Genomic DNA, 26,348 nt, shown 5'->3' with positions numbered 1-26,348 from the left:
CTAAAGCTCTATCTACTGACTAAAGGAGAATTGTTCGGGATCGCGTGCTGTATATATAGGGTTTACATACGTCTATTATGTAAAGAGAGTGGTGTAAGATGCGAATTCGTGTAATGATCTTTCTTTTTTTTATGGTAATTGCAGGGTGTACTAGTACAACTAAAGCATTGACCCTTGAGCAAGTTATTGCAGCTTTTCAAAATGAGGGGATGCAACTCCATAAAGCAGATGAAAATGAAAAGAACATCTTCCAGCAAGGAATAAACGGGGTAACCCCGAGCTTTTACCAGCTGTCAGATGGCGTAATTTACTTTTATATATTCAATTCAGAGAAAGAACGGATTAAAGGTCATGAAGATTTTTATCATAGACCTGTTGAGTTTGTAAAACATAAAGCGTTCGTTATAAATAATGTGCTTATATTTTATGTTTATGGGAAGAATCAAGGCAATGAAATGGATGAAAAAATTAATGTTACTCTCGCGAAACTGGAGGAAAGTAATTAGCTAGTAGGAATACTTGGAACGATGTTGAAGTTACAACCTTTTAAAGAAGCCACTCCATTGGAGTGGTTTTATTTTATATACGGAGGATGTGAAAAGTCAAAATTTTGGAGTGAAATGTCATATTATTGGAACCTACCAGGGAAAATCATAAAATATAATGAAAAAGCGTCATGGAAAGCGCTTTCTTACTTGGGGTGATATCAACATTTTAGGGAGGGGAAAAATTGAGCAAGAACTTACAGCAGTTATTCGCATTCATCCTCATCATAGCGCTCGTGTGCAGTGCTATTCCGGGTGGCAAAGCTAATGCTTTGGAGAAAAGTGAGGAGCCAGGATTACTGGCTTGGTACAAATTGGATGCGCCTTATGAAGTTAGTGGAAAAAACGTGGCAGAGGATTCCTCCGGTCAAGGCCATCATTCCATCAGTGCAATCGGCACTTGGGTCGAGGATGGCGGGGTACACGGAGGAGCCCTATCGCTTAACGGCGTCTCTGATCTAATTCAGCTGAACTTGGGATCGACGCCGGCAGGATCATACCTGAAAGATGCCTTCACTGAGCATTCGGCTTCGTTATGGTTTAAAGCCAACGACACGCAGAAGCTGCAGGTGCTGTACGAACGCGGAGGCAATGCGTCGGGTATGGCGTTGCAATTGAATGCGAACAAGCTGGAGGCCGCAGTTGCGAGCGCTGACGTGAGGGGAATTGTATCGGTCGATTTTACGGATACCACCTCTTGGCACCATGTGATGGTTACGTTCAACAATGGTGTGTTCACGCTGTACCTAGATGGGAAGGTCGCAGCCACGAAGACTGTGCCGTTTACTAAAGTGAACACGGCGCTTAACGAAGCGGCCATCGGTGCCAAATACGCGGTCTACGCATTCGGTGGGGATAACCAGACGGGCGCTTGGTTCAACGGGATGATCGATAATGTGCGTTTGTACGACAAAGCGGTTACACCGTCAATAGAAGTGACCGGGGTCAGCTTGAGTAAGACGCGGTTGACCACGACGGTCGGTGAATCGGTGTATCTGGACGCTTCTCTCCAGCCGTCATTCGCTACGAATCGAGATATCACTTGGACGTCCAGTGATGAGTCTGTCGTGACGATTGCTGTTTACGGTGCAACACAAGCAGCTATCGAGGGCAAAAAAGCAGGCACTGCAACCGTTACGGTGACAACGGCGGATGGACATTATACGGCTGCAAGCGAAGTGACTGTCCTTCCGGCGCGGATATCCATTCCTTTTGAGGGATTGGACGCCTGGTACAAGCTGGATGCGCCATTCAGTTATAATGGCAAGCAAGTTGCAGAGGATTCCACAGGTAATGGGCATCATTCTGTAAGCGCTATTGGAAGTTGGGTGCCGGATGGTGGTGTTGATGGAGGAGCCTTCTCCTTCAACGGATTGACAAGCACCATTCAACTCAATACAAATACAATGCCCTTCTTGAGGGATGAGTTTTCCGCATTCACAGCTGCAATGTGGTTTAAGCCGACAGATTTGAACACCAGGCAGGTATTATTCGAGCGCGGAGGCAATGGGGCAGGATTGGCGATTCAAATGAATGGAGGCAAACTAGAGGCAGCGATTGTGAATAATAAACCTGCCATTGATCGCGTCATTCTTTCCACAGCGCTGACTGGTGCAGACCAATGGCATCACGTAGCTGTCTCATTTGGCAACAAATCTTTTAAGTTATTCCTAGACGGACAATTGGCGAAAGAAACCATGACGTCTTTCGATAAAGTTGCCGCAGCGGCTAACGAGGGGGCACTCGGTGCGAGATTCGCCGTTGACGCTTTCGAAGGACCGACAACCGGGGCTTATTTTAGCGGGGTTATCGATGATGTACGATTGTACAATGCCGCTGTCGAGCCTATCTTGGGTGCCGTCCACCCGCAAAGCATCAGTCTGGATCGGGCCGCGGTCACGGTTGGGGCTGGCCTTACGCAGGAGCTGACTGCAACGGTTTTCCCGAAGCACGCAACGAATCAAGATCTGATTTGGACTTCCAGCAATGAATCCATTGCGAAGGTGATGTCGAAGGGCAGTCTGAAGGCAACTGTGCAAGGGGTATCGGTAGGTACGGCGACCATCACCGTGACGACGGTCGATGGGAAATACTCAGCGCAGAGTAGCGTGACCGTTGAGAATATTCCGGTAGCAGGGGTCGGTCTTACACCTGCGGCAGCAGAAATTCTGATTGGAACGACACAGGCCTTAACATCGACAGTCACACCGACGAATGCGACGAACCAGAGGGTGAATTGGTCTTCTGACAACCCGACTATCGCAACGGTGAACGAAGCGGGTGTCGTTACGGCACTTCAGCCAGGTACAGCGATGATTACCGTCACGACAGTAGATGGCGCTCATACGGCTTCAGCGGTTGTAACTGTTAAGGGGATTCCGGTCTTGACGATCTCTGCGAATCACTCGAAAGTTGAGTTACCGGTGGGGGGGACGCATTTGTTGTCAGCCGTCATCTGGCCTAAGAACGCCACGAATCGGAATGTATCCTGGTCAACCTCCGATGCTTCTGTGGCAACGGTAGATCTGAACGGTTGGGTGACAGCTGTCGGACTGGGCAGAGCGGTCATTACGGGAACCGCGGAGGACGGAGGCTTGTCGGCGAGCAGTGAAATGACAGTAATCCCTTCCGCTATTGAGAAAGTAGATAACTTGTTCAGAGTCGATTCGGGGTCCGACCTTGGCAAGAAGGCTACCCTCTATGACGGAACGATCGAGAAATATAACGGTTACTATTATGCGATGGGCACCGGAACTTTAGGGAAAGTGTATCGCTCGAAGGATATGATTCACTGGGAAAGCCCGTATCGGTTAATTTCGAATGACCCGAGTACGATGCCGCAGGCGGTGACTCCATCCGATCACAACGAATTAGGCGCATCCGATTTGTTTTTCCATAACGGGGTAATGTTCTATATCTACAATGGTACCTCATTGATCTACGGGGACCCTAGCAAGATGAATACGTCGCCGAATTTCGAGTACGCCCTCAAGGATAAGAAGTATGATGATGGGATTGACCCTCAATTATTCGTTGCGCACAACGGAGATTTAATCTTACTGCGCAAGGTAAATCCGGACGAGGTGGACCCTAATACAGGGGCAGCCAAGCCGGCGAATGCGGGTGCATGGCTCTGGGACGTGCAATCCTTCTTTAACGAGAAGGGCAATCCAGGCCGAAGCAAAGCGATCGAAACGGTTCATACACAGAAGGGCCACTGGGCCAATGTGAACTTCGTCAATTTCGAAGGACCGGAGTTATTTTATCATAATGGCGAGTATTACATGTTGTATGTCGGCAATCAGATGTTCCCGGAAACAGGACTTTATGAGACCGGTGTAGCGCAAGCCGATAGCTACGATCAAATAACGAACGATTCCAAATACCCGGGCAAACTGCTGGCACGCAATATGGAGGGACTGCTCTTGAAATACAACGTCATCCTGCCGACGGCGGAGCATGGCAGCCAGCCATATCAATATACCTTTAAGGCACCTCAGGTAGGCTGGAACGCGATTGGCTCCGATTTGAGCGGTTGGATGACCGGGGAGGGCGGCTTCGGCTGGCCGGATACGAGAACGGGGAAAATCCCGACCATTGTCAACAACGGGAAAACGGTGCCATCCGAGATTTGGGCGCACCCGAGCGGTCAAGCTTCCATGTGGGCGAAACGCTCCTTCCATCTGGATGCTGTACCGGAGACTACGGTCCTTCGCTACCGTCTAGAAGGGTATGGAAAGCTGTATGTGAACGGCAAGCCATTCTTCACGTTCGGTGGTCAGCAGCGCGCCTACAAAATGGTTGAAGTTCCCGCTGATTTGCTTCAAGCCGGCGAGAATGTGATCGCTGTAGAGAACAGTAAAAATGGCGGAGCCGCCTTGAATTACTACCATCTAGATTTTGGTCTGTATGATACGAACGGGCATCCTGTGGAACCCGACATTATCGGACCGTCGCAACCGAATATGATTAAGGGGCCGAATGGTTTTGAGGATTGGGTCACCTATAAAGCTTTTTGGAACAGTGATGAAGGGCAAGGGAAGGATCGTGTCTACTTCTGGGATCAAGAGATGGTCGTTGACGGACCAACCTCCTATGACTCGGAAGGCATTCATCCGGAGGCTTGGACACCAACGTTCCAAGACAGGTTCGATTCGAAAGACAGCTTGCAGCATTACGAAATGCCGGAGACAGGCGTATCGATCGATAACGAGGCGTTGTATGTTAATGCGCCTGGCGATTCGAAACAAGTGATGCTGAACGGATACGAAGCGGAAAATGTGTTTGTGGAGGCCAATCTTCGATTCGACGACAAAGATTCCGGAGACGAGGGGCAGGCGGGTGTGGTTGCCTGGCATCAGGATGAGAACAACTATGTGAATGTGTTGATTGACCGCGATGACCGGAAGCTTGTCGTCCAGTCCCGCATCGGCGGCGTTTCGGAAAGCGCGGTCACAGATTTACCTTCGACGTTCGCGTTTATGGAGAATGACTCGCGTGTTAAAGACTACGCGGAGCAATATCATACGCTCAGAGTGTACAAGAATGGTTCCAAATTGTTTGCGGAATTGGATCACTACACCCTTAACAACGACCAGCCGGTGTTCGAGAATCAGGCGATGGCAGTTCCAGGTCAAATCGGATTGATCAGCAACAAGGCGAAGGTTCGGATGGATAACGTAACCGTGACGACCGGCTGGAGCGAATACGGTACGTACATCAACGGCTGGGATGAAGCATGGTCGGTTTCCGAGAAGGGCTTGCAGTCCCCTGCGGGCGGGGAAGCGATCACGGTCAAGGGTGATCGGACGCTCGGGCATGAATTTTCGGTCAATGTAAATACGGGGGCCTTGCCAGACACTGGTAAAGCGGGCGTTATTCTTGCGTATGTTGACGACCAGAACTACGTGACGGCAAGTACGAATTATGCCACGAACGAATTCGAGTTGCGCAAGATCGTGGATGGTCAGGAGGAGATCATGGCCGTTGCTCCCACAGCGAGAGATACGATCTATGGGCACAGTAATTACGCAGAGAACGGCCAACGCGAGTATGTGTACGATCTGCGTGGTGAAGCGGAAGTTTCATCGGCAAAAATCCTGTGGTTCAATGGCCTGTTCTCGTACATGAACAAGAACTTTGAACTGCCGCAATCGAACTCGGCAGATTTCAAGTTCGACAGTCAGAAGGACGGTTGGAATGCGGTGCCGTTCACGTATCAGGACAAGGGAAGAGGCGATTATCATATCGCTGACTTTACCGCCCCTGTAAAAACCAGTCAACTTCGACTAAGCGTGCCTTCAGATTTGAATCGCCCGTTCTCCTTCGCTCTTCGGGAAGAGATCAGCGCGCAAAACTTCTATAAGGTGGTTCGATCAAAGGGGAAAATCTACGTTTGGGTGAACAACAATCTGATCTTTGATGCAGAGGATCCTTTCGAAAATAGACCCGCACAGGCAGGACTTTATTCAGATGGGATTCAGGCGACTTACAACGCTTTTACCAGCTTCGATGTATCGGGACAACTCTCCTCTAGCGACAATGGTGGCGATTCTCTGACCGTGAAGGCGGAGGTGGCTGGCCAAGCAGGTAGCAATGGATGGTACGTTTCGGATGTACAGGTCTCTTTGCGTCCGGAAGGCGATGGCTCGGATCGTGCCAACATGTTCTACAGCCTAGATGCGGGAGTCACATGGCACGCGTACAGCGAGCCGATTACGATTTCTGATGAGGGTCTCATTGAGCTTCGCTATCACGCCGACGATGGGGCAGGGAATACAACGGAGACGGCAACGTTGACCATCAGCATCGATAAGACGGCACCGGTCATCGCGTTAAATGGAGCGTCCAACGTGACCGTGCCGTTCGGCAGCACGTATCGCGATCAAGGCGCAACGGCAAAGGATAATATCGGTCTTGTTAGCGAGATTACTGTCACAGGTGAAGTGAATACCAACATAGCAAGTACCTATACGCTGCGATACAATGTTATCGACCAAGCGGGGAACGTTGCTGTCGAAGTGGTGCGCAAGGTGACGGTCGAGGCGGAAGAGGATTCTTCCGGAACCGAGGAGCCTGTCGACGAAGGCAGCCAAACGGGGAAAACCCCTGCTGGAGAAAGCATTGCGTCGCCATCTTCCGGGAGTAAGGAGCAGCAAGCGGATGTGAGCCCGGATGAAAGCAAGCAGTTGGAGTTGGAGGGTGGAGTAAAGATTCAAATTCCTGCCGGCGCTGTGTCTTCGAAGGGGACGATTCATATCGCGGTCGTTGAACCCGACCAGATTCCCGCGAATGGCGATCTTCAATCGGTCAGCCAAATTTTCGAACTAACCAGTACGACTGGGGATCGGTTTTCAAAGCAGCTTGAGCTTTCATTCGTCTACGAAGCCAAGCAATTGAAGCCGGGGAGCCAACCGGCTGTGTACTATTATCATGAAAGCCAGAAGCGCTGGATCTTCATCGGCGGAACCGTAAATGAAGATGGAACGATCCGGGTGAGCGTCGATCACTTCACGAAGTTTGCTGTATTTTCCCATGAACCTGCAGAGATGAAAGATATGGCGAATCATTGGGCAGCAAGCTACGTTCGTCGCCTCACAGGGTTGAATGTCGCAGCTGGATACCCGGACGGAAGCTTCCGACCGGATGCTACCATAAAGAGGACCGAATTCGCTAAGATGCTAGTTTCGGCCATAGGTCTCGAAGCAGCTTCCCGCGACACGAACTTCTCGGATGAAGCGGATATCCCTTCTTGGGCGAAGCCGCACATCGTGGCCGCAGTGGAAGCAGGCCTGATTCAAGGTTACGAGGAAGCCGGCACGACTAACTTCAAAGGTGAGCTCACCGTGACGAGGGCGGAAGCAGCAATGATGACGGCGAGAGCGTTGCAGAACTACGGAAACGGTAAAGCTGGCTTGACGAGCCATGCACCGAGTTTGAAAGATGCTGCAGACATTCCTTCCTGGGCGAAACCATCGATCGATAAGGCGCTATCTGCGGGCATTCTGAATGGTTACGAGGATGGCACTTTCCGCGCTAGCCAAACAACAACGAGAGGCGAAGCAGTTGCTATGATTTACAAATTGCTGGCCGCGTTGGGCATTTAGTTTCAAGCACCACACACAGAGACCATCTCCATTATGGAGATGGTCTCTGATTTTTGCATACATAACAAGGGCAAATATAAACTGGATTATCCTAGTTCAAGTAGACTGAACCCTCAGGTAAAACAGTATCCTTATCGACCGCAATGATGCCTACTCCTCCGGGGATGTAAACGGCTACCGTATCTTCATCAATTAAATAACGGCCTGGCACATAAATATCTTGGACAAGGGTGTAAACATAGCCATTCATATACGTGTAGGATGGTGCATCCACTGCTGTCTCGGTTGCGGCGCTAATGACGCTCGGAACCATTAAACACGAAGTTGCAAGAAGCAAAGCCAATTTTGTTTTGAGGAATTTCATTTGTACCACTCTCCCAGTCTGTAATATTTATTTTAACTCTATAAAACATATATAAACGATTTCCATATATTTGAATCAGCCTATGATAATTTTATTGTTGATGGAGCGGATCCGTCGCTTTTGAGCATCTCACGGTGTACAAATCTCATTAGTTACATTATTATGGTAAAGTGGTACATTGTTAAAGTGATAAAGAGGGGGCGTGCTTTTTGTCTATGTATAAAGCAGTATTTCTTGATTTCTACGGTACACTCGTGCATGAAGATGATGTTTTTATTGAGGAAATATGCCAAAGGATTTTGACATCGACAGGAACATCACCTCAAGCTACCACAAAAGACATTGGGATCTATTGGTGGAATTCTTTTTCTGAGAAGTTTCAGTCAGCTTATGGTGATAACTTTAAAACCCAACGTGAAATCGAAATTAGTTCGTTAGAGGATACAATAGCTTTTTACAAGTCGTCTGAAAATCCAAGAGAGCTTAGTGAAATCTTATTTGAACACTGGCAATGCTCACAACTATTTGAGGATGTAAAGCCATTCTTGGAAAGCATCAGAACTCCGATAATTATACTTTCAAATATCGATCGAGATGACATCCAATCAGCCATTCATCATAATGGATTATCTTTCGAGAACATGATTACCAGTGAAGACGTAAAATCATATAAGCCAAGACCGGAGATGTTTCAGAAAGCACTTAAGACATATAATCTTGATCCCACAGAGGCTCTACATGTTGGTGATTCTCTGACGAGTGATGTTGCAGGTGCCCAGAGGGCAGGAATTAAGGTTGCATGGATGAATCGGAAAAATAAAGTGTTACCACAGAACGTTTCCCCAGATTATGTTGTTCGTTCGTTAGAAGAACTGATACCTTTGTTGGCGTAGGGATTCGACCATATGTTAAGTCTGCAAATTTAATTTGCAGGCTTTTTGTCATATGCGGGTTGCGAGATAGGTTGGTATGTGGGGAGTGGAAATGGAGTACGAGTAGTAGAAAGGAGATTAGATGGATTTTCTGTAGTTAAATTTTAGGATTTTTCGATCAAACGCAGATTAGATGGATAACGTACAGTTAATTTTGACCAGTTCACCCGATCTGAGAAAAAGAGTCAGTTTTACCTACATGTTTTACAGTTAATTCGAGTTTTTGAGGAAATATCACGTAAATAGCTGTATCTTTTCCAGTTAAAACTGTTCGCATGATTAGACGGAGGGCCTCAAAAGGTTCACAGACTGTTCACTTATGAAGAGGGTCTTGCTGCCGCTATACTAACAAGGAAAAAGAAAGGATGATGGAATTTGCCAACAACGAAGAAAGAAGAATTTTATTTTGGATTGATGATGTGCTTTGGGATGGTTGTATTCATGACATTGTATAATCTATTTACACACGGCTTAATGGGCAGCATATCAGTGCGGGAGATTTTCACTCAACTTGTTCAAATCTTTGTTATCGCAACCTTATTGGAATTATTTGTTGTTGGTCCTGTGGCCAAGAAATTGGCGTTATCTATACCCTTTGACAAATCTAACAAGGTGTTTGTGATTCTCTTCTTAGCTTTTTTCATGGTGAGTGGCATGGTTCTCTGTATGTCCTTGTATGGCTTGGGAAATGCTTATTTTTCTGATAGCCTGCATGGAGAATCGTTGTTTGAGAGTTACTTTACTTTCGTGTTTAAAAATTTTATTTTCGCTTTTCCTCTTCAACTCATCATTGTGGGGCCGCTTGTTCGGTATGCATTTGTTAAGGTAGTTAAGAAAAGAATTAGAGTAACTTTACGCTAGATGCTTAAAACGAAACGAAGCCCTAGGGAATGAATCCCCGGGCTTTGTGTCGTTTGTTAATCACATTAATATGTTTATAGGCAGAGTTGTTTTTCTTGACAAACTTACCATGGGAACGAAAATCGGTGCCGCGTACTTTTTCGACTTAACGTACCCGTAAATACGAGTGCGGCGAAATAGAGAAACAGGGAACAGACGATGGAAGTGATCACGCACCATAATTGTGGCATACCATTGCCGACAAAATAGTAATAGGTCCAGTTTCCGCAAAGCATCATCAGGATCATGGAGATCGCAACTTTGACATACGGACGAATGCTCCAATAAAATCCGATCGAGCTTGAGATGGAAAAAAAGTTCAGCAGTGTTTGTATCACAATGCCGATACCGATGCCGTACGCAACGCCAATAATCCCGTATTGGCTGCCGAAGACGAAAATCGCGACACTCTTGAATAAAGTGGCTATGACGTAATTCCACAGGGTAGCTTTGGCGCGGCCGAGCCCAAGTAGAATCGCATGAAGTGGCGCGTCGAAATAATGCAGGAAAAACATAGGCGCCAGTATTTGTAGTAGCACGCCTGCTTCCGGCGCATGATAGACAAGTGTTGTTAGTGGAGTTGCCCACACGTACAAGATAACGGTCGCTGGGGCACCGATCAGGAGCCCCAAGATCATCGCTTGATTCATCCGCTCATGGATGAGCAGACTGTTCTTGTTCGCCGCGGCCTCGCCAATTGCAGGAATGAGCGCGGTGGACAAGGACTGCGTGATAAAGCTTGGCATGAACAGCAGCGGAAACGCATAGCCAGCCAACATCCCGAATTGCTTCGTGGCTAACGCCGTGCCGATGCCGGCCAACGCCAGGCTGGTCGTAATAAGCAGCGGTTGGAAGGTGCTGTACAACGAATGAATCACACCGTGACCGGTCGTCGGCAATCCGATCTGAAGCAGCTCGCCGAGCGTGCTTCTTCCATGTTTCAAGTGGCTTGCCCAAGTCTCGCCAGCCATCTTCGATTCGCCGTAAAGCTTGTAGCTTGCTACTAGAAATAGGAGGCTGATCGCTTCGCTGACGACAGAGGCAGCCATCGCTCCGGCAGCCGCATAAGCGACGCCATAAGGGAGCAAGAGGTGGACTAGCGCGAGTACACAAGCAATTTGAACAGTATGCTCCAGTACATCGGAAGCGGCAATGGTTTTCATTTGCTGCATACCGCGGAAATAGCCTTTTAAAACAGCGGAAACAGCGACAATCGGCGCGATCGGCGTAATGGCCAGCATCGCGTAATACGCGCGCTGGTCGCTAAGCAGAATGGATGCGATCCACTCCGATCCGAATAACGAGATGGTCGTGAGTGCTACACTTAAGAAGCCCGTGACAGCGAGTGAGACATGCAAGATGCGCCTCACTTTCATCCGTTCGCCGCGAGCGTTGGCCTCTGCGACCAATTTGGAAATGGCCACCGGCAATCCAAGCTCCGTAATCGTAATGACGAGCGGGACGAGCGGATGAGCCATCATCAAGATGCCGATTCCCTCTGCGCCCAGTACGCGAGCGATATACATGCCGCTGATAAAACCGAGAATACGGTTGATGAAAGCAGCGACAGACAAAACGAACGTTCCTTTCATGAACGATTGCCCATGTTGTGACATGACGTGTGTCCTCCTGGTTATCGAATACTTACATATGTATTCAATAATTGGAAAAGCATGCGAACAAGCCGATGATGATGTATTTTTTGCCAAATGTATGTACAACGATTACAGGTTGCCCTGCGAAAGTTAACGTGGTATGATTACCTGACGAACGTTCGGAAGGAATGATGTTATGACAGCAACGCGGATCAAAGAAGTAGCTCGCACTCATTTTGCTAAAAATGGCTATGAAGGTGCATCGCTTGCAGATATTGCTACGGATGTAGGGATTAAAAAACAATCCATTTACACGCATTTCAAAGGAAAAGATGAACTATTTCTTGCTCTTTTTGACGAGGTGCAGGCGAAAGAATTGCATTTAGTTCATACGTATCTCCACAATAATAAGCATCTTTCTATAGATCAACTTCTTTATGAATTTCTGATCCAATATCAAGTTCGTTATGAACAGGATGATAATACGAAATTTTTCTTGCGCGTGGCCTTCTTCCCGCCGTCCCATCTCTATGATGAGATCGTTAAGCAAGGTTACAACTATCTTGATACGATTGAAACCATGATAAAGCCGCTATTTGATCAAGCTTTGCACAATGGGATCATTAGCCCTGAAGTTAGCAGCGATGTGGCCACGGTTGCTTTCTCTGCGGTATTAGATGGCATGTTTGTGGAATTACTATTTGGAGGTTCTGCTCGGTCGATGAAAAGGATTGAATCTTCCTGGTTCGTCTTTTGGCGTGGTATCAAAAAGTAAAGTAAAGCAGCAGGAGGGTTATACACATGAATCGTTATTGGATCTATATTTTCGTTGGTGTCATTTTTGAAGTGATATGGGTGACAGGATTAAAACATTCGGATACAACATGGACGTGGATCGCTACGGTCATTGCTATGTATATTTCATTTCATCTCGTTATTAGTGCGTCTACCAAACTGCCTGTGGGAACCGTATATGCCGTCTTTACAGGCATGGGGACAGCGGGAACGGTCATCGTGGAAATGTTATTTTTCGGAGAGCCATTCCAGTTACTTAAAGTATTCCTAATTCTACTTCTATTATCCGGTGTGTTTGGATTGAAATTTGTGACAAGCGGTGAGAAAGGAGCTGCAGTCTAATGGGTTGGTTTTTTCTCATTTTTGCAGGGATGTTTGAAGTTGTAGGTGTCGTCGGAATGAATCAAATAAATAAAGCGAAGAATATTCGTAGCTTTGCTATTTTCATCGTAGGTATTGTTCTGAGTTTTGGATTTCTAAGCCAAGCGATGAAAACTTTGCCAATGGGTACCTCTTACGCGGTCTGGACGGGGATCGGGACGGTTGGAGGTGCAGTCGTAGGGATGTTGTTCTATGGGGAATCTAAGAATTGGAAGCGAATTGTGTTCATCGCGATGGTGCTAAGTGCTGCAGTAGGATTGAAATTAATAGCTTAAAGTACAATCGGCGTGGCCGAAGGTTGCGGAAGGTGAGACAGCCGCTGGACTGTCGATTCATGTTTAGATGTATAAACTACAGCTAATTTGCTCGAATCAGACGTGTTTTGATGATTAGATGGAAAAAGTACATTTAATTTGTATGAGATTTGAAGAATCCAGAAAATTGAATAAATTTAACTACAGGAAATACAGTTAATCCTTCGAATTCGAGAAATCCAATTCAAATAGATGGAGAAAATCCAGCTAGTTTGCTGGTAGAAGGTTTACTCATAGGTCAATAACGAGAAAAAGGCTGTCTCGAAAAGTCATAAATTGACTTTGAGACAGCCTTTCTAATCTTCATACAAAACTACTCCTATGTAAAAAATCACTTTCATACGCACGAATTCCCTCAGCATCCAGTTACTTTCAAGTAACTACGCACATTGAAGTGCCTACTTTTCTGATGAACGGCATGGCCCTACAATGGGTCTATGGCATTCACCAGAATTGCAAATAGAGGGAGAGATTCTAGATGGAACTGCAATTGGCACTAGATTTAGTAGATATTCAAGGAGCAAAAGAGATTGTAAATGAAGTGGCAGCCTATGTAGATGTCGTGGAAATTGGCACGCCGGTTATCATTAATGAGGGTTTACGTGCTGTCAAAGAATTGAAAGCCGCCTATCCTCATGTCAAAGTACTGGCAGATCTCAAAATTATGGATGCTGGCGGTTATGAAGTCATGAAGGCATCTGAAGCGGGAGCGGACATCATTACGGTGCTGGGCGTTTCAGATGATACGACGATCAGCGGCGCCGTCGCTGAAGCAAGAAAGCAGGGAACCAAGATTATGGTCGACATGATTAATGTTCCCGATATGGCCAAACGAGCACAAGAAATTGATGCACTGGGCGTAGATTATATTTGCGTTCATTCCGGTTACGATCACCAAGCGGCTGGGAAAAACTCGTTAGAAGACTTAGCCACAATTAAGCGAGTGGTTAAACAGGCTAAAACGGCTATCGCCGGAGGAATTAAGCTGCACACATTGCCCGAGGTATTGGCGGCAAAACCTGATTTGGTCATTGTCGGGGGAGGTATTACGGGACAAGAGAATCGACAAGCAGCAGCTGCCGAGATGCAGCGGCTGGTGCAAGCGGCAAGGTGAGATCATGATTCCTTCTAAAACGGCAGGGTCATCAAAGGTAGCAGCTGAGCTTTATCAAGCATTTCAGCAAATTAATGAAGATGAAGTTACAGGGCTTGCCGAGCGAATCACCAAAGCGAACAGGGTTTTTGTAGCGGGAGCGGGAAGATCGGGACTAATGGGGCGTGCTTTTGCCATGAGACTTATGCAGCTGGGTATTCCCGTCTATGTTGTTGGGGAGACGGTTACACCCGCGATAAAAGCCGGCGATCTACTCGTTATTGGCTCAGGTTCAGGGGAGACTACACCGCTAGTCGCCTTTGCCAATAAATCTGCTTCGCTTCATGCGGATGTCGTCTTGATTACGCTGTCAGCACACTCGACCATCGGGCGAATGGCGAATCATACGATTACGCTGACTGGAGCTCGCAAAGATCAAATTGATGCCGATGTTTCCATACAGCCTTTGGGGAGTTTATATGAGCAAACGCTGCTTTTATTTTACGATGTTGTGATCATAAGCCTCATGCAAATGCTAGAGATGGATACGAGCAGGATGTATGAAAATCATGCAAATTTAGAATAATGTCATGAGGTAGAAGGCTCCTCCCTAACTACTGTATAATGAGTATGTAGAGAGGAGGCCGCAACGTGGCACTTGAAGTCAAAGAACGTATTAATTTACAGGATATTAATTGTGAGAAAGAACTAACACTGGCTGTTATCGGTGGAAAGTGGAAGTTAATTATTATGTGGCATCTGGGATTGGAAGGGACGAAGCGCTTCGGAGAGTTAAAGCGGCTCATCCCCGGGATTACTCAGAAAATGTTAACGAATCAACTTCGCGAGCTGGAAGAGGACCTTCTTATTTGCCGTGAAGTATACGCGGAGAATCCTCCTAAAGTGGAATATTCCCTGACGGGGTATGGGCAAAGTCTGATGCCTCTACTGCAGATGATGTTCGATTGGGGTAAAAGTTATAGAGAGAATGTCATTCAAAAAGACGATTCAGTCAGAAGCTAAGAGAGGTCAGTTACATGACTTCTCTTTTTTTGTCGTTGTAGGTGGGAACAAAAATCTGGTGATCGAAGGTTATATTTGGTAACATAAACCTTGAAATAGGAGTCTGAAAGCGCAGACATCTGTCCGAGGAGGAAATGAGCATGATTCAAGCGATCCGGAGTTCATTGGAATGGAAGCTCATTTTAATTATCTTTGCCACTATTTTTATTACGGTAACCGGGGTCAGCACATTCAGCTTCATTAAAAGCTCAGAGGCGATCGATAATGATGTGGTGCGTTTCAGTAACCAGATTCTGAAGCAAGCGAACCTGAACTTGAGCCGCTATATCAGGGATAATGAACAGTTCTTTCGCACAATTAGTGGAAGCAGGGAGTTTCAGGACTGGTTAAAGACTGGACGTGATGATCCATATGGCCTCTTTGATAGCTACCAAAAAATAGAAAAAACATGGATTACCCCTTTTACCACCTATCACCCAGAGACCTTGTCTATTAAGTTGTATAACGAGAATGGGAACGAGAGCACATATCGCAACGAATACATGTGGGAATCGATTCTGGCACCTTACTATTCGATGAAGAATGAATCGTGGCTGGGTAGTATGGATCTGACAGGGAAGTTTTCACGCTATTATGGTATGGACGACAAGTATACCGACAAAGCGGGAAGGTCGAAGAGCATCCCTATTTTAACGTATGCGCAAAAGTTTCGTTTTGCCGAACAAAACGGTTACTTGGCGATTGATATTTCTCTTCTGGCTACACAAGAAATATTAAATGAAATCCAGCTGGGCGAGCACGGGCTTGGCATGATTGTTGATCAATTTGGAACGATTGTATCCTATCCCGACCCTGGGCAAATCAATACAAAGCTGGATCCGGGCATTTTTACAAATATCAGTTCCAACCTCTCTGGTTCCTATTACAGCGCGAAATCGAAACAAATGATCGTTTATCAAACGATCACAGGTACCGACTGGAAAGTGATTGTTATCGTACCTTACGGAGATTTGGCTAAAAGCATATCCAATATTCGTCATTTGACGATAACGCTTACAATCGGGGGGCTGTTGATTGCTTCTATTCTTGCGTATTTAACCTCGCATTCCATAACTCGAAGACTTAAACAGCTGCGCAGGACGATCAAAATGACGAAATTGGACCAATTCGATGTCCGTGCTCAGGTGAGCGGGACCGATGAAGTGGCCGAGCTTGCATCAGCCTATAATTTACTTCTAGATCGCATAGAAAACGCCATTATTCAGCTCGCGGAGACCCGTCTTGTCCAGCAGCATGCTGTCTTATCTGCGTTACAATCGCAAATCAATTCCCATTTTATATATAACGCACTGGAATCGATCAACTCTATGGCTCATTTGGCCGAACAACCCGATATTCAACAGACAACGATTGCCTTGTCTAACATGCTGAGGTACACGTCCAATTATCAGCAAACCATTGTTACAGTAAAGGATGAGTTTGACCACTTAAAAAATTACTTTTTTATCATTCGTATTTTGTACGGTGACAATATATCGTTAAGTCTTGAACAAGATAGTTCCGTAGAGGATGCGCAATGTCTTAAAGCCATTATCCAACCATTCGTTGAAAACAGTGTGAAACATGCGTATGAAGTGACAGGGGATCGTTTGCTGATTCGGATTTCGACAACACGTTGGAAAGATCGATATGTCCAAATCGTCATTGAGGACAACGGGATCGGATTTACCGAGGAAAGGCTGAATACGATTCAGCAGGCTTTGAGCATGGGGGAGAAGGAGCAAGACTATATGCGTTTTTCCCGAATTGGTGTACTGAACGTTCACTATCGGTTGAAAATGTTTTATATGGATCCGGAAACAGGCGTTTCTGTCGAGCCATTATTGCCAGAAGGCGGGACGCGTATTATCATTCGTTTTCCGTATCGATCCTTAGAGGGGGTTATAACATGATTCGCGTGCTTATTGTAGATGATTCCATGTTAATCTGCAGCAGTTTGTCTAAATATGTATCTGGCTATAACGATACAACGGTCGTGTCGGGAACGGCTTCAAACGGTGTTAAGGCGTTGGAATGGCTGGAGGAAAATTACGCGGATTTGTGTATCACGGATATCCGAATGCCAGCTATGGATGGATTAGAATTGATTGAACAAATCAATCGGCTTTATCCGTGGATGAAATGCATGATCGTTTCCAGTTACGACGATTTTCAATATGCGCAACGCAGTATCAAGCTCTTTGCGCTGGACTATATTTTAAAACCGATTGATCCACGAGCCTTTTATGAGTCTTTGAGCTCAGCGACGGATCGTATTATACAGGAACGAAACTACGAGGCTGCCCAATTGATATTGCGCAAACTGCCGATGAACCGATTGTGGATGGAACGATGGATCGAGCATATCCAAACGCTGCGGAGTGACATGATGCCATTGCTCATTGTCGAAACGCTTGAATTACTGGAAGGATGGGTGGCAGGCAACTACTATTTATTAAATGTGCTTTCCAATCTATGGCTGCAAACTGTCATTGAAGAGATGGCGAAAGACAAGCTTCGACTGGAGTTGGATGAGGGGAAGGATCTGGGGCTTGGGGAGAATCTGCTGTTCCTTCATGCCACTCGAAGTTATTTTCGCTTATGCGCAGTTCGAAGACTGGAAGAAGGGGCCAATAGCTTGATGTCCGTCATGCGCGGCATTCGTGATAATCAGTCGAGTAAGGTTGTGGACATGATGAAGCAATATATTCGGGGTCATTATGGAGAAAAAATCAATCTGCAGGATTTGGCCGACTTCGTTTCGCACAATAAAACGTATATGTGCACCTTATTCAAGCAGGAAACGGACATGACCGTTTGGCAATTTATCGTGGTGGAACGGATGAATCATTCGCGTGACTTCTTGCTGAACTCCCAATTAAAAGTGTACGAAATCGCCAATCGTGTCGGCTACGAAGACGTCGACTATTTCACGAAATTATTCAAAAAACATTTCGGTTTGAATCCGCTTGATTACAAAAAACGAATGGAATCATAGTTCATCATTATCCCACACACCGAACGGTGTGTTTTTTTTGCCCAATCTCCCGAACATCGTCAGGTATAAACGAAAGCTTATCCGGTATGAGGTACGTTTCCAGTCCCTTATAATAAATTCAGATAGATAGTGAAAGGAATGGATTGGATTGAACAATAAGTTGCTACCAATACCAAAGCATGAGGCCTTACTTTCAGAAGCGTCAGATGTTTCCACGGGTGTTGTGAAGTCATCGCTTTCCCGATATCTAAGGAGAAATCATCCGTTGTACCTTATGCTGCTGCCGGGAATTTTGTATTTTGTTATATTTAAATACATTCCATTGCTCGGAAGTGTCATTGCGTTCCAGGATTACAATATTTACAAAGGATTCCTTAAGAGTGATTGGGTTGGATTTCAATGGTTCGAGCAGCTAGTGACGTATCCACAATTCAAGCGACTAATTGCTAATACGATCATCTTAAGTTTTTATCAAATTATATTTTCGTTTCCTGCTCCAATCATACTCGCTTGTTTGTTGAATGAACTGAGACATCTCGCGCTTAAACGCATGGTTCAAACGTTGCTTTACTTGCCTCACTTTTTATCCTGGACAATCGTTTACGGCTTAGTTTATATGATGTTCTCTAGTCAGACAGGTTTAGTTAACCTGGTGTGGACATCGCTAGGACATGAGCCAATCAGTTTCCTGCAAATGCCGGAATATTTCCGCACTTTGCTTATCAGTTCAGGCATCTGGAAGGAGATGGGGTGGAGTACAATCATCTTCTTGGCAGCCTTGGCGGGGATCAGTCCTTCCTATTATGAGGCAGCGAGAATTGATGGGGCAGGACGATGGAAGCAGTTCGTGCATGTCACATTTCCAGGACTTTTGCCTGCTATTGTTATTCTACTGCTGCTCAAAATTGGCCACGTGCTGGATGTTGGCTTCGAGCAAGTGTATTTATTCTTAAACCCAACTACGATCAGGGTAGGTGAAGTGTTGGATACTTATGCCTATCGGCAAGGTATCTTAGGGGGTCAGTACAGCATCACAACCGCGATAGGGCTGTTTAAATCGGTCATTGGATTCGCTCTTTTAATCACGGCAAATCGAATCAGTAAAAAAGTTTCTGGGGAAGGGTTATTCTAGGTGGTCGTATATGAAAATTAGAAAATCATTCGGTGAAAAAGTTTTCGATGTCTCTAACGTCAGTTTTCTCATCCTGATTACAGTTACAGCCATGCTCCCGATCCTTTACGTTATTGCAGGCTCGTTCAGTTCCTCGAACGCTCTTATTCATAATAGGGTTCTATTATGGCCGGTAGAAGCGACCCTTGATAATTTCAAGCTAGTCGCGAATAATAGCACCTTCTGGAAGGCAGGAGGGATGACTGTCCAAATCGTAGTGATAGGCACCTTGGTCAATATGGTATTCACGATGATTACGGCTTATCCGTTGTCCAAGATGGATTTAAAAGGAAGAAAGTATTTTATGTTGTTAATCATTTTTACGATGATTTTTAATGCGCCGATCATACCGTCGTATTTACTTGTGAAAAATTTATTTCTGTTAAATTCCATATGGGCTCTCATCCTGCCAGGTGCCATTAGTGCCTTTAATATGATTCTATGTATTACTTTTTTTCGGACGGTTCCCGATGATTTATTCGATGCCGCTCGTGTGGATGGCATGAGCGAATACGGCATGGTATGGCGAATCGTTGTACCCTTGTCCATGCCGATTGTCATGACACTTCTTTTGTTTTATGCTGTGGGCCATTGGAATAACTATTTTGGACCGCTCCTGTTTATAAATGATCGCAACAAACAAACCCTGCAAATGTACCTATACTCGCTGATTGCCAATGGAGATTCGGACTCGACAGCGGGGGCGGCTGCAGAAGGCGGCATCAAGCTCTCTCCGGTCGCCATCCAAATGGCCACGATTGTATTAGCCACCGTGCCCGTTGTACTGATATATCCTTTTTTGCAGAAGCATTTTGTTAAAGGTGCGTTGCTAGGTTCTGTCAAAGAATAACTGAATATTCAGGCATATGCCTTTATAGATCATTAAGAAAACCTAGGAGGGTAAAAAATATGAGTTTCAAAAAGAAATGGGGCAGTACGGTTTGCCTAACGATGTCTACAATCGTGCTTCTCACTGCATGTTCTTCGGGTAATGAGGGCAGTAGTTCTAGCGCAACGCCGAGTCAAACTAGTACGCAAACAAGCGCTTCGCAAGCTCCTGCCACACCAGCAGCACCGGTCAAAATCCGCGTGTTCGCAAGTGATGTTAACCAACCGATTCCAGGTGGGAAGTCGATGGATGACCCTACGATGAAATACCTGGCTCAAAAGTCGAATACGGATCTGGATTGGGTATTCCTTCCGCATGGGCAGTATGGGGAGCAGGTTAGAATTAAATTTGCCAGCGGTGATATCCCTGATGTCGTCGGAGGTTGGGGCATTAATTATGAATTATTGCAAAATGAACAGATTATCCCATTAAACGATTATATTGATAAATACGGACCCAATCTGAAAAAGGCGATATCGCAAGCCGCTTGGGACGAAGTCACAACGGGTGGGAAAATCATGGCGATTCCAGAAGGACAGCTAGGAAATAATGTTCTATATGTCCGTAAAGACTGGATGGATAAGGTTGGTATTGCCACCCCGCCCCAAACGCCTGATGAATTGTTGACGATGCTGCGGGCATTCCGTGATAAGGATCCGAATGGCAACGGCAAAAAAGATGAGATGCCGATCTCGGGTCGTGAAAAGTTCAGTTGGGTTGACAATGTGATGACGATGTTCGGTGTGGATGCTTTCAACCGTGTATTAGTGAATGGCGAGGTAGTGCCATCGGTTATCAGTCCTAATATGAAGCAAGCGCTTGGATTTTTCCGAACATTGGTTGAAGAGAAGCTGATTGACAGCGAGTTTCTGACAAACAAACGGAATGTATGGGAGCAGAAGATCCAGAATAACTTGGTTGGTGCTTGGGTGCACACACCTTCGCTTGCTTGGGATTGGCAGGACAAATTGAACAAGTCTCTTCCGGGTATAGGAGCGAATGTGATTGCAATTCAAACTCCGAAAGCGCCGGGTGTAGAAAGTTCTGGTACTTCAGTTCGTGCATCTAATAAGTCGTTTATGGTCACCAAAGCCGCGAAAGATCCAGCTGCGATCGTGAAAATGTTTGATTGGCTCGTTAGTCTAGAAGGTCAAGAGTTTGTTAATTTTGGGATACCAAATGTAACGTACAAGAAGGATGGCGGCAAAATTTCCTATGATTTCAAAAAGGATACAGATGACAAAACGGCACTTTGGCGTCCGAGTACCTTCAATCTGGTCGCCTACAACAGAGACTTCCTGGAAATTCAATTGGGCAGCAAGGAAGCAGCCGACAAAATGGATGCGGCTTATAAAGTCGCCGCTGCAGAAGGAATGAAGAGTATTGTAGCGGGTCTCCCTCCTACAAAATTACCCGCAAAGCCTGAATTGGAATTCAGCGGTACGCTTTTCCAAGAAGCAGCCGCTCAGATCATGCTTGGCAAACAACCGCTCGATTACTTCGATACGTATGTGAAGCAATGGCGAGCACAAGCCGGTACTGAAAGAATCAAATATGAAACTGACTGGTATAACAGCATTAAGAAGAAATAATTTCTGAAAAGTTATGATCATATAAGCAAAAGAGAAGACGGAAGAAAGGGCGGTATGGCGTACCCTAGCTCATTCGTCTTTTTTTACCACTAGCCTATGGCTAAATAATCAATGAGAGAGATGGTGGTTTTGTTATGTTGGAGAGATTTAGGGGAAAATTGAATGTGATCTTAATTTTAACGCTCTTATTCTCGGTCTTTGGCCAAGTAGGTTTGCGTAGTGCAAGTGCGAATGATGTGTATGATGATTTAAGAACGAAGTATGAGGCGACCATAACCGGAGGTACCGGGTATAACACTTCTGATCTCGATGTTGCGTATAAAGTCAATTTGTTAGCCCAATCCAGCTGGGGCAGCTTGAATAAAGCACCAGGCAGGCTTTATTTATGGGCAGATATATACGATCCAACCAATATCGGTAAACCGTTGCATCTTACTCAGAACTATTCTCGCATTAAAGAGATGGCGATCGCCTACAAAAGCGTTGGTTCCAGCTTCTATGGGAATCAAACGCTTAAAACTGACATCCTCGATGCCTTGGAATGGATGTATATGAATCGGTACAACGAAACGGTATATCCGGTGTCTTCATGGGATTTATGGTATGACTTAGAGATCGGTACCCCCATTCAACTCTCAGATGCTGTTTTATTAATGTACGATGATCTGTTAGCTACGCCAGACAGAATTACGAAATATATGAATATGATTCAACATTTTTCTCCCGATAATACCAAAATGAGTATAGACTTAACTGAACTTACAGGAACTAACCGTGTTTGGAAAGCATCCTATCTGGCTGTGCAAGGCATTATTATGAAATCGGATACAATGCTGTCTAATGCAAGAGACGCCTTGTCTAAAGTGATGGACTATGTGACAACGGGTGATGGATTTTATCAGGATGGTTCTTTCGTGATGCATGGCAGGTTTGCTTATAATGGAGGCTATGGAGCAGCCCTGATCCAGGATGTCGCGAAAATCTTAAACTTACTGGGAGGAACGCAATGGTATCCTACCTACAGCGGCATTAATAATGTTTATCAATGGGTATATGACTCCTATGAGCCGTTTATCTACAAAGGTGCCTTGATGGATATGATCAGAAGTCGAGAAGTGGCGAGAAATTATTATCAAGATCAAGTTCCAGCTCATAAAGTGATGGGAGCTATATTGCGCTTGTCGCAATCTGCGCCGCCAGCAGATGCGATGAGAATGAAAGCTATGGTGAAGTATTGGATGCTTCAGAATAGTTTGAGTAATTTCTACAAAGATATCGATTTAGATACGATGCTGCTGGCTAAGTCTGTGATCAATGATCCGAACATTATTCCTAGAGATGAGAAGGTTCTTACCAAAGTGTTTGCAGGCATGGATAGAGCCGTCTCTCTTAAGCCGGGCTTCGGCTTTGGGGTCAGTATGTCCTCCAGCCGCATTGCCAATTATGAGTCGATTTCGAATGACAATAAAAAAGGTTGGTATACGAGCGAGGGAATGACTTATTTATATAATCAGGATCTGAATCAATATACCGATTTTTGGCCAACCGTAAACCTGTACCGTTTGCCGGGTACCACGGTGGATACGATGACCAGAGCTGATAATTCCAATATGAATTATTTAAGTCCCAATCCCTGGACAGGAGGCAGTGAACTTAATAATCTATACGCTGCGGTAGGCATGGATTTGAAAGCCGCGAGCAGTTCCCTTAAAGCCAGAAAATCCTGGTTCATGTTTGACGATGAAATCGTCGCCATCGGCAGTGGTATTAACAGCATGGACAATCGGAAAATTGAAACAACGATTGAGAATCGAATGCTGAATAAAGAAACGGTTTCCAAAAGTATCGATCTGGCTTCTCCTGTTTCAACGCCAATTGCCGGCGAACCTCTGCGTCTGAAAGTATATGCAGTAACCGGTAACAGCAATGATGGAAATGTGCCGCAACATACATTAGACAATAATCTGGATTCGAAATGGTCATCCCTTGGCGACAATCAGTGGATCCAGTATGATCTTGGCAAATTGCAACCCATTGGCTATGTGGGCCTCAACTTCCAGAGTCAGACTTCCAGAACAACCGCCTTCGATATTCAAGTTTCAACCGATAATTCGGTGTGGACCCATGTATATAGCGGAAGTTCCATTCCTGGTGGGAGCGCTGCTGATGTTAAAGTGTACGATTTCCCTGATGTGCAGGCAAGATATGTGAAAATTATCGGACATGGAAACACTGCGAACCAATTTAACCACATTCTAGAGGCGCAAATTTACGCTCCTAATGCGCAGGGGAATGGGATTATTCCACTCACGGTTGCTCCTTTGAATGCTTTGTCCACAACCAACAAAACAGAAACCACGGACTCCGATATTACGACTTATTACTCTTCCGTGGGTGATGAACAATCACTTATCTACGATCTTGGCAGCAATCTTCAGGTGGGCTATGCAGGCATAAGCTTCTTCGACGGCCTTACTAAACATTATTCATTTGATATCCAAACGTCGACTAACAATACGGTTTGGACGACGGTATACAGCGGTCAGAATCAGGTATTAACCAATGAGATCGTGGCTTATGACTTCCCGGATACGACAGCCAGATATATCAAAATTGTATTTTACGGAAATGATGTTGATCTCGCAAATGGTCTTTCTGAAATACAATTTTATGCACCTAGTACACTGGGGGCTGTATTAAATCCCGTGCATCACAATGTAACCAAATATAATGGTGACGAACAACTGGTCGTCAACGGCGTGACGAAGCCAGCCGGACTGGGCTGGACTGAGGACATGACGAATGTTTCGTCCGTTTATTTGGAAGGCACAGGCGGCTACTATTTCCCTCAACCTGCTTCAATCAAAGGTTTGAGAGAAGCAAGAAAAGGCACTTGGCAGGCGCTCGGCAATACGGGACTTGGAACAATCACCAAGAAATATCTGACACTCTGGTATGATCATGGTAACAACCCGGTGAATAAGGACTATTCCTATGTCTTACTGCCGAACAAAACATCGCAGGAAACGACGTCGTACGGCAACAATCCGGATATTGAAATCCTCATGAACAATACGGATGTGCATGCGGTGAAAGAAAAAGTCCTGGGCATCACAGGGGCAAATTTCTGGAATGCAGGTATGGTTGGGGGTGTGGTATCGTATAATCCATCTTCCATGATGCTGAAAGAGCAGGCTAGCGTATTGGATTTTGCGATTTCCGATCCGACACATAAGCAGAATAAGTTAACTTTTGAAATTGAAAAAACTGGCGTTTCGGTTGTAACAAAGGATCCGACGATTACGATTCTGCAGTTAAGCCCAACGATCAAGTTTGAAGTGAACACAGGAGCTAAGGACGGGATTTCCCATAAATTGTCCATTCAATATGATCCGTTGGCAGCACCTCCAGCTGGAGCTGGCACCGTAACTGTGACAGATGATGTGTATGATTTTACGAATATGTTCGACCATACGACTAATTTTAGATTTGACACAAGCAACGCATCCAAGATGGAAGGTGATGCTTCCCGTTTAACCAGAACTAAAAACTTGAATGAATATGTGATTTATAAGTCGTTTATGGATATGGATATAGATAAATTTGCTGCGGACACATGGTATTTGAATAATGGGCCGTTTACCGATTATCAATTTTTTTCCTCACCAGACAACATCACCTATACGCCAGTCACACCGATCAGGATTGGTGTGCTTAAAGCAGTTGGAACCTGGAATAAGTTTAGCTACAACGAATCGCTGCCGGTAGGTACGAAGTACCTGAAAATCGTATTCATGCATGATTCGACGAATGCCTATGTTACACAGCTCGGTAAAGTCTCGATTACGAGTAAACCAGGTGCACCCGTAATACTACCTGCTTTACCTACGAATGTGGCATTGAATAAGACAGCCATCACAGCCAGTTCAAATGCTCAAAATCGAACACGTCTAACAGACGGAGACAAAACCAACGCTAACTTTGTAGATATGTATACCAATACGGCAAACTGGATCCAGGTAGACCTCGAGGATAGCTATGATATTAATGATATTAAATTATGGCATTATTTCTCGGCCGGCAGGATGTACCACGATGTAGTTGTGCAAGTATCGAATGATCCTACATTTGCGACGAAGACCACGGTATTTAACAATGATACGGATAATAGTGCTGGGCAAGGTATAGGGACAGATGCAGAGTATGCGGAGACCACCGGAGGAAAGGATATACCGTTTGCTACAACGAACGCAAGGTATGTACGTTTGTGGGTGAATGGAAGTATACTCAATGCTTTCAGCCATTATGTGGAACTTGAAGTTTGGGCTCCTCCTGTAACAACGCCATAAACAGCGCCAGGTACGGCACCGTCGTATTTTAGATGTAAAATCCGAATAACACAAGAAGCCCATCCAAATTGGAGATGGGCTTCTTGGCGTATAAGAAAGTATAAAATTCAAAGAGAAGGGTTCCCTTCTAAGTTTGGAGATTTTGCAGGCTCTGCGGCCGTCGCGCGCTAGCGCACAAATATTGTGCGCAAAGGAAGCCGCCCCGTCGGCCGTTGCGCGCTAGCGCACAAATAATGTGCGCAAAGGAAGCAGTGCCGCCGGC

At 45.6% G+C, this 26,348-nt stretch carries 19 protein-coding genes; 17 read left to right on the top strand and 2 right to left on the bottom strand.

All coding sequences use genetic code 11. From position 1 onward, the window contains the following. Positions 1–98 precede the first annotated feature (98 nt). The 3 genes from GC096_RS16550 to GC096_RS16540 are packed head-to-tail and all read left to right on the top strand — an operon-like array spanning position 99 to position 7,651. Positions 99–506 carry a hypothetical protein gene (locus GC096_RS16550; protein ID WP_171631677.1) on the top strand — a complete coding sequence of 136 codons (408 nt, stop codon included), beginning with the start codon at positions 99–101 and terminating at the stop codon, positions 504–506. Positions 507–527: 21 nt separating this feature from the next. Continuing rightward, entirely contained in the window at positions 528–704 is a 177-nt protein-coding gene (locus tag GC096_RS16545) for a hypothetical protein (protein ID WP_171631676.1), read from the top strand. A 26-nt stretch (positions 705–730) separates the two neighbouring features. Beyond that, complete coding sequence (locus tag GC096_RS16540; protein WP_171631675.1) at positions 731–7,651, top strand: Ig-like domain-containing protein; 6,921 nt, start codon at positions 731–733, stop codon at positions 7,649–7,651. A gap of 91 nt (positions 7,652–7,742) precedes the next feature. Here the strand turns inward: GC096_RS16540 and GC096_RS16535 are convergent, their stop codons facing one another. Beyond that, a complete protein-coding gene (locus GC096_RS16535; protein ID WP_171631673.1) occupies positions 7,743–8,015 on the bottom strand; it encodes a hypothetical protein in 273 nt (90 codons plus the stop codon). Between the two features lie 215 nt (positions 8,016–8,230). Here GC096_RS16535 and GC096_RS16530 point away from each other — a divergent pair, with 215 nt between their 5' ends. Next, positions 8,231–8,908, top strand: a complete 678-nt coding sequence (locus tag GC096_RS16530; protein WP_171631681.1) for an HAD family hydrolase — start codon at positions 8,231–8,233, stop codon at positions 8,906–8,908. Positions 8,909–9,322: 414 nt separating this feature from the next. Continuing rightward, positions 9,323–9,808, top strand: a complete 486-nt coding sequence (locus tag GC096_RS16525; RefSeq protein ID WP_171631672.1) for a DUF2798 domain-containing protein — start codon at positions 9,323–9,325, stop codon at positions 9,806–9,808. 104 nt (positions 9,809–9,912) lie between these two features. Here the strand turns inward: GC096_RS16525 and spoVB are convergent, their stop codons facing one another. Beyond that, positions 9,913–11,463 (bottom strand): stage V sporulation protein B, encoded by a 1,551-nt coding sequence (gene spoVB, locus GC096_RS16520; RefSeq protein WP_171631670.1) that lies wholly within the window; start codon positions 11,461–11,463, stop codon positions 9,913–9,915. Between the two features lie 175 nt (positions 11,464–11,638). On the opposite strand from spoVB, the gene GC096_RS16515 reads away from it, so the two are divergent. The 12 genes from GC096_RS16515 to GC096_RS16460 all read left to right on the top strand — a co-directional run bounded on the left by GC096_RS16515 (position 11,639) and on the right by GC096_RS16460 (position 26,086). Beyond that, a complete protein-coding gene (locus GC096_RS16515; protein WP_171631669.1) occupies positions 11,639–12,217 on the top strand; it encodes a TetR/AcrR family transcriptional regulator in 579 nt (192 codons plus the stop codon). A gap of 26 nt (positions 12,218–12,243) precedes the next feature. Next, a complete protein-coding gene (locus tag GC096_RS16510; RefSeq protein WP_171631668.1) occupies positions 12,244–12,579 on the top strand; it encodes a DMT family transporter in 336 nt (111 codons plus the stop codon). After that, positions 12,579–12,893 (top strand): DMT family transporter, encoded by a 315-nt coding sequence (locus GC096_RS16505; protein WP_171631666.1) that lies wholly within the window; start codon positions 12,579–12,581, stop codon positions 12,891–12,893. Before GC096_RS16510 ends, GC096_RS16505 begins: the two co-directional genes overlap by 1 nt. Before the next feature lie 517 nt (positions 12,894–13,410). Next, complete coding sequence (hxlA, locus tag GC096_RS16500; protein ID WP_171631664.1) at positions 13,411–14,046, top strand: 3-hexulose-6-phosphate synthase; 636 nt, start codon at positions 13,411–13,413, stop codon at positions 14,044–14,046. Positions 14,047–14,050: 4 nt separating this feature from the next. Then, positions 14,051–14,611 (top strand): 6-phospho-3-hexuloisomerase, encoded by a 561-nt coding sequence (gene hxlB, locus GC096_RS16495; RefSeq protein WP_171631663.1) that lies wholly within the window; start codon positions 14,051–14,053, stop codon positions 14,609–14,611. 65 nt (positions 14,612–14,676) lie between these two features. Continuing rightward, positions 14,677–15,048: a winged helix-turn-helix transcriptional regulator gene (locus GC096_RS16490; RefSeq protein ID WP_171631661.1), complete on the top strand. Its 372-nt coding sequence runs from the start codon at positions 14,677–14,679 to the stop codon at positions 15,046–15,048. A 140-nt stretch (positions 15,049–15,188) separates the two neighbouring features. Then, positions 15,189–17,000: a sensor histidine kinase gene (locus tag GC096_RS16485; RefSeq protein ID WP_171631660.1), complete on the top strand. Its 1,812-nt coding sequence runs from the start codon at positions 15,189–15,191 to the stop codon at positions 16,998–17,000. Continuing rightward, on the top strand, positions 16,997–18,085 hold the full coding sequence (locus GC096_RS16480; protein WP_171631659.1) for a response regulator: 1,089 nt from the start codon (positions 16,997–16,999) through the stop codon (positions 18,083–18,085). Before GC096_RS16485 ends, GC096_RS16480 begins: the two co-directional genes overlap by 4 nt. Before the next feature lie 148 nt (positions 18,086–18,233). After that, positions 18,234–19,217 (top strand): ABC transporter permease, encoded by a 984-nt coding sequence (locus GC096_RS16475; protein WP_246302792.1) that lies wholly within the window; start codon positions 18,234–18,236, stop codon positions 19,215–19,217. Positions 19,218–19,227: 10 nt separating this feature from the next. Beyond that, positions 19,228–20,106, top strand: coding sequence for a carbohydrate ABC transporter permease (locus GC096_RS16470; RefSeq protein ID WP_171631657.1), 879 nt, complete (start codon positions 19,228–19,230; stop codon positions 20,104–20,106). A 59-nt stretch (positions 20,107–20,165) separates the two neighbouring features. After that, positions 20,166–21,737, top strand: coding sequence for an extracellular solute-binding protein (locus GC096_RS16465; RefSeq protein ID WP_171631656.1), 1,572 nt, complete (start codon positions 20,166–20,168; stop codon positions 21,735–21,737). Between the two features lie 164 nt (positions 21,738–21,901). Further along, positions 21,902–26,086 (top strand): polysaccharide lyase family 8 super-sandwich domain-containing protein, encoded by a 4,185-nt coding sequence (locus GC096_RS16460; protein WP_171631654.1) that lies wholly within the window; start codon positions 21,902–21,904, stop codon positions 26,084–26,086. Positions 26,087–26,348: the final 262 nt, after the last annotated feature.

The organism is Paenibacillus plantarum, assembly GCF_013141695.1.
GTDB classification, from domain to species: domain Bacteria; phylum Bacillota; class Bacilli; order Paenibacillales; family NBRC-103111; genus Paenibacillus_E; species Paenibacillus_E plantarum.
This window is presented reverse-complemented; position numbering and strand designations above follow the sequence as displayed.